Raw genomic sequence first — 5,686 nt, forward strand, 5'->3', positions numbered from 1 at the left:
GTCCGGTGCCGTGCATCGCAAGGCGGAGGGGCGCCCGTGTACTGGACGTACTCGGGCGCCCCGACAACGCGGCGAGGTGCGGTGCCGGCAACGCGGGCCCGGCAAGATCCGAAAGAGACGACCTAGGCCATCCCGTCGAGGCCGGTCTCGTCCCCGTAGGTGAGGAAGCTGCCCTTCCGGGCCAGGCGGGCGTACCAGTGGGCGCTGGAGCGGGGGGTACGGGCCTGGGTCTCGTAGTCGACCTGCACGATGCCGAAGCGCTTGCTGTACCCGTAGGACCACTCGAAGTTGTCCATCAGCGACCAGAGGAAGTAGCCCTCCACCGGGGCGCCGTCCGCCAGGGCGCGGTGGACGGACGCGAGGTGGGCCTCCAGATAGCCGATGCGCTGCGGGTCGTGCAGGTCCGGGGCGTACGCCGCGCCGTTCTCGGTGACCAGCAGCGGCAGCCCGGGCGCCTCGCGGGTGAAGCGCATCAGCAGGTCGTACAGGCCGGTCGGGTCGATCGACCAGCCCATGTCGGTCCGCTCGCCGGGGGGTTGGTGGAAGGCGACCGACTCCGCCGCGGGCCAGGGGGAGTGCGCCGCGGCCCCGTGCCCGTCGGCGCGCGGACCGGTACCGTCAGGGGCGGCCGAGACCACCGCCGGGGTGTAGTAGTTCACCCCCAGGAAGTCCAGCGGCTGATGGATCAGCGCCTCGTCGCCGTGGCGGACGAAGGACCAGTCCGTCACGGCGTCGGTGTCCGCGAGCAGGTCCTGGGGGTAGGCCCCGTGCAGCAGCGGGCCGGTGAAGACCCGGTTGGCCAGCGCGTCGATCCGGCGGGCCGCGTCCAGGTCGGCCGCCGAGCCGGTCAGCGGCCGCACCGCGCTGGGGTTGAGCGCGATACCGGCCCCGGCCCGGGCCGGCAGGGCCGCCGCGGCCAGTCCGTGGGCCAGGTTGAGGTGGTGGGCGGCGCGCAGCGAGTCGGCGGGGGAGGTGCGGCCGGGGGCGTGCACCCCCGAGGCGTAGCCGAGGAAGGCGCTGCACCAGGGTTCGTTGAGGGTGGTCCACAGCTCCACCCGGTCGGCCAGCGCCGCCGCGACCTGCTCGGCGTACCGGGCGAAGGCGTAGGCCGTCTCCCGCTCGGGCCAGCCGCCCGCGCTCTCCAGCTCCTGCGGCAGGTCCCAGTGGTACAGGGTCACGCAGGGCCGGATCCCGTACGAGAGCAGCTCGTCGACCAGCGCGTCGTAGAAGCCGATCCCGCCGGCGAGGACCCGCGGCCAGGACACCGAGAACCGGTAGGCACCGAGCCCGAGCGAGGCCATCAGCCGGACGTCCTCCCGCCACAGCCGGTGGTGGTCGACGGCCACGTCACCTGTGTCACCGCCGTGCACCTTGCCCGGCGTACGGCAGAAGGTGTCCCAGATGGACGGTCCGCGCAGGGTCGCGGCGCCCTCGATCTGGAAGGCCGCCGTGGCCGTTCCCCACAGGAACCCGTCGGGGAACCGCAGTTCCCGCGCGCCGGTGTCCGCGTCCGGGTCCGTGGCCGTGTTCGCGGTCAGATCCGTGGTCGTGGTCGTGGTCGTGTGCGTGGTCGTGTTCGTCGGGAGTTGGGTCATCCCTTCACCGCTCCTTGCATGATGCCGCCGACGATCTGCCGGCCGAAGACGAGGAACACCAGCAACAGCGGGAGCGTGCCCAGCAGCGCGCCCGCCATGATCACCGACTGGTCGGGGATGTAACCCCGGCCCAGCCCGGTCAGGGCCACCTGCACCGTCGGGCTGCCGTTCTGCGTCAGCGCGACGATCGGCCAGAAGAAGTCGTTCCAGGCCATGACGAAGGTCAGCATCCCCAGCACGGCCATCGCGGGCCGGGCGGCGGGGAACACCACGTGCCACAGGACCCGCAGCGAACTCGCCCCGTCCGTGCGCGCCGCCTCCACCAGCTCCATCGGCAGCGCGTGCACCAGGTACTGGCGCATGAAGAACACCCCGAAGGCGCCCACCAGGGTCGGCAGGATCACCGCCTGGAGCCGGTCGGTCCAGGACAGCTTCGCGATCAGCATGTACAGGGGAACCACGCTCAGCTGCGGCGGAATCAGCATCGTCGCGATCACCAGCGCCAGCAGCGGCCGGCTGCCGCGGAAGCGGAGTTTGGCGAAGGCGAACCCGGCGAGGGTTGAGAAGAACACGGTGCCCGCGGCGACCGTGCCCGCCACGATCACCGTGTTCAGCAGGGCCGTCCCCATGTTGGCGTCGGTCCACGCGACCTGGAGGTTGTGCCCCAGGTTCCCGCCGAACCAGAACGGCGGCGGGGTCTGCGCCAGCCGCGTGTTGCTGCGGGAGGCCGCGATCGCCGTCCACACGAGGGGGAAGAGCGAACCGGCCGTGAACAGGGCCAGGACCACGTACGTGAGCCGGCCCGCGCGCAGTGCCCTCATCGGGAGTCCTTCCGTCCGCGCAGCAGCCGTGCCGCCCCGGCGATCAGCAGCAGGATCAGGAACATCGCCCACGCGATCGCCGAGGCCCGCCCGAGGTGCAGGTTCACCCAGCCCTGCTCGTACAGGTACAGGCCGAGCGTCTGGAACTGGTGGTCCGAGCCGCCCGTCGCGCCCGCCGCGCCGTTGAACAGCAGCGGCTCGCCGAACAGCTGGGTCGCCCCGATCGTCGACACCACACAGGTGAAGAAGATCGTCGGTCGCAGCGAGGGCACCGTCACGTGGAGGAACTGCTGGAAGCGCGAGGCCCCGTCCAGCGCGGCGGACTCGTACAGCTCGGCCGGTACGGCCTGCATGGCCGCCAGGTAGATCAGCGCGTTGTAGCCGGTCCACCGCCAGATCACGATGGTGGAGACCGCGAACTGGGAGGCGAAGGTGCCGTTCTGCCAGTCGACCGCGTCGAAACCCACCGCCGACAGCGCCCAGTTGACCATCCCGTAGTCCCGGCCGAAGAGGAGGACGAAGACGAGCGTGGCCGCCGCCACCGAGGTCGCGTACGGGGTGAGCACGGCGACCCGGAAGAAGGCGGAGCCCCGCAGCCGGTAGTTGAGCAGATGGGCCAGGCCCAGCGCGATCGCCAGCTGCGGCACCGTGGACAGCAGCCCGATGGTCACCGTGTTGCGGAGCGCGTTCCAGAAGAACGCGTCGTCCCACAGGCGGGTGAAGTTGCGCAGCCCCACCCACGTCATGCTGTCGGGATCGGTCAGCTCCACCTGGTGCAGCGAGGCCCAGCCCGTGTAGAGCAGCGGAAACAGCCCGAAGGCGGCGAAGAAGAGGAAGAAGGGTGCCACGAAGGCGTACGGGCTCCAGCGCAGGTCCCAGCGGTAGCGGCGCGAGCGCCACACCTGGCCCGGTCGGCTCCGGCCGCCCCCCGCCGCCGCCGGCCGCTCCGGGCCGACGGCGGAAGGGGACAGGACAGCCGTCTCGTCCGTCACCGGTGCCTCACTGGTCCAAGGCGTTGTCGATCGCCTTCACCGCGGCCTCCCAGCCCTCCTGCGGGCTGCGGCCCTTCTGGTCGACCTGGAGCATCCCGATGTCCGCCAGGTTCTGCGCGATCACCAGGTCCTTCGGGCCGACCGCCGCCACCGGCACGCCCTCGGCCGCCTTCGAGAAGATCTCGCCGATCGGGGCGCCGCCGAAGTAGGCGTGCTGCGCGCCCGACACGGTCGGCAGCTTGTACGCGGCGCTCGCGCTCGGGAAACTGCCCCGCTTCTCGAAGAGCTTCGCCTGCTGGGCCGGGGCCGTCAGCCAGGCCGCCAGCTTCGCGGCCTCCTCGGCCTGCTTGCCCGCCTTCGGCACCACCAGGAAGGACCCGCCCCAGTTGCTGGGCTTGGGCGCCTGCGCCACGTCCCACTTGTCCTTGCCCGCCGGACCCGCCTTGTCCTGGATGTAGCCGAGCATCCAGGCCGGGCAGGAGATGGTGGCGAAGTTGCCGTTGGAGAAGCCCTGGTCCCAGGCCGGGGTGAACTGCTGCAGCTTGGCGCTCAGCCCGTCGGTGGCGAAGGAGGCCGCCAGGTCGAAGGCTCCGCGCACCGCCGGGTTGGTCTTGTAGACGACCTTGCCCTGGTCGTCGTAGAACCGCTGGGCGCTGCTGCCGGTCACCGCCGCCATCACACCCGACGCCGAGTCCACGAAGGCCTTCCCCTCGCCGGCCTTCGCCTTGTATGTCCGGCCCGCCTCCAGGTACTTGTTCCAGTCGCCCGCCCACAGCGCCCCGACCGCCGTCCGGTCGCTGGGCAGCCCGGCCGACTCGAAGAGGTCCTTGCGGTAGCAGATGCCCTGCGGGCCGATGTCCGTGCCGAGACCGACCGTGGCCCCGCCCTTGGCCGCGCTCGCCGTGCCCTGGGCCCACTTCCAGGGCAGGTACGCGGCCTTGTCGACGCCGGGGGTCTTGCCCAGGTCGACCAGCTTGTCGGCCTGGGTGGCGGTGATCTCGGCGATGTTGTTGACCTCGACGGCCTGGATGTCGGCGAGCCCGCTGCCCGTGCCCAGGTGGGTGAGGAGCTGGGGGTAGTAGTTCTCGTTCCGCTCGATGGAGGTCTGCTCGATACGGATACCGGGATTCTGCGCCATGTACTCGTCGTAGAGGCCCGCCTCCTTGAGGCCGAAGGCTCCGAAGACGCCGACGGTGAGGGTGGTCCGGGCGGCGCCCCCGGACTTGCCGGGGGCCGGGGCGCCCTTCCCGGTGTCCTGCTCGGGGTCCTGGGCGCACCCCGCGAGCAGCAGGGCCGCCGCTCCGAGCGCGGTGACGGTCGTGAGAAGACTTCTTCGGGCTCGGGCTCGGGTACGGGCTCGGACGCGCATGGGCTTCCTCCCTGAAGGACGGAACGTGCCAGGTGTCGTGTGACACAGTGTGGGAGCGCTCCCACAGTCGTCAAGAGGTAGATTCACAACCGGGAGGAAGCCATGAACGGGCATGGGCGCAGTGGGGGACGGCCGACCCTGGAGGAGGTCGCGGCGCGCGCCGGAGTCGGGCGCGGCACGGTCTCCCGGGTGATCAACGGATCCTCCAAGGTCAGCGAGCACACCAGGGTCGCCGTCGAGGCGGCCGTGGCCGAGCTGGGGTACGTACCGAACCGCGCCGCGCGCGCCCTCGCGGCCAACCGCACGGACGCCATCGCCCTGGTGATCCCCGAACCCGAGGCCCGCTTCTTCGCCGAGCCCTACTTCTCCGAAGTGGTCCGCGGGGTCGGCGCCGAGCTCTCCGACACCGAGGTCCAGCTCGTCCTCACCCTGGCGGGCAGCGACCGGGAGCGCCGCCGCCTCGCCCAGTACCTGTCCGGGCACCGGGTCGACGGGGTGCTGCTCGTGTCCGTCCACGCCGGGGACCCGCTGCCGGAGCTGCTGGCCGAGCTGGGCATCCCGACGGTGATCAGCGGGCGCCGTTCCGCCGCCGAGACCCTGCCCTGCGTGGACTCCGACAACCTGGCGGGCGCGGCCGAGGCCGTACGCCACCTCCTCGACCGGGGCCGGCGCACGATCGCCACGATCACCGGCCCGCTGGACGTGTACGGGGCCCAGTGCCGCCTCGACGGCTACCGGCAGGCCCTGGCGGCCGCCGGCCGTCCCGTCGACGAGCTGTTGATCGCGGCCGGCGACTTCACCGAGGAGGGCGGCCGGCGGGCCATGCGCGAACTGCTGGGGCGCCACCCCGGGCTCGACGCGGTCTTCGCCGCCTCGGACGTCATGGCGGCCGGCGCCCGGCGGGAGCTG

5 protein-coding genes are annotated in these 5,686 nt (G+C 71.8%); 1 reads left to right on the forward strand and 4 read right to left on the reverse strand.

The genetic code is table 11. From position 1 onward, the window contains the following. Positions 1 to 122: 122 nt before the first annotated feature. The 4 genes from ACWGIU_RS27570 to ACWGIU_RS27585 are packed head-to-tail and all read right to left on the reverse strand — an operon-like array spanning position 123 to position 4,777. Positions 123 to 1,595: a GH1 family beta-glucosidase gene (locus ACWGIU_RS27570; protein WP_453710173.1), complete on the reverse strand. Its 1,473-nt coding sequence runs from the start codon at positions 1,593 to 1,595 to the stop codon at positions 123 to 125. After that, complete coding sequence (locus ACWGIU_RS27575; RefSeq protein WP_453710175.1) at positions 1,592 to 2,416, reverse strand: carbohydrate ABC transporter permease; 825 nt, start codon at positions 2,414 to 2,416, stop codon at positions 1,592 to 1,594. Before ACWGIU_RS27575 ends, ACWGIU_RS27570 begins: the two co-directional genes overlap by 4 nt. After that, the gene (locus ACWGIU_RS27580) at positions 2,413 to 3,408 is read right to left on the reverse strand and encodes a carbohydrate ABC transporter permease (protein ID WP_453710177.1); all 996 of its coding nucleotides are present in this window, start codon (positions 3,406 to 3,408) and stop codon (positions 2,413 to 2,415) included. The genes ACWGIU_RS27575 and ACWGIU_RS27580 overlap by 4 nt, the downstream gene beginning before the upstream one ends. 7 nt (positions 3,409 to 3,415) lie before the next feature. Next, a complete protein-coding gene (locus ACWGIU_RS27585) occupies positions 3,416 to 4,777 on the reverse strand; it encodes an ABC transporter substrate-binding protein (protein WP_453710179.1) in 1,362 nt (453 codons plus the stop codon). Positions 4,778 to 4,879: 102 nt separating this feature from the next. Here ACWGIU_RS27585 and ACWGIU_RS27590 point away from each other — a divergent pair. Continuing rightward, on the forward strand, positions 4,880 to 5,686 hold an 807-nt coding region (locus tag ACWGIU_RS27590; protein WP_453710181.1), incomplete at its 3' end, for a LacI family DNA-binding transcriptional regulator.

It is taken from the genome of Streptomyces sp. NPDC054840 (assembly GCF_053611065.1).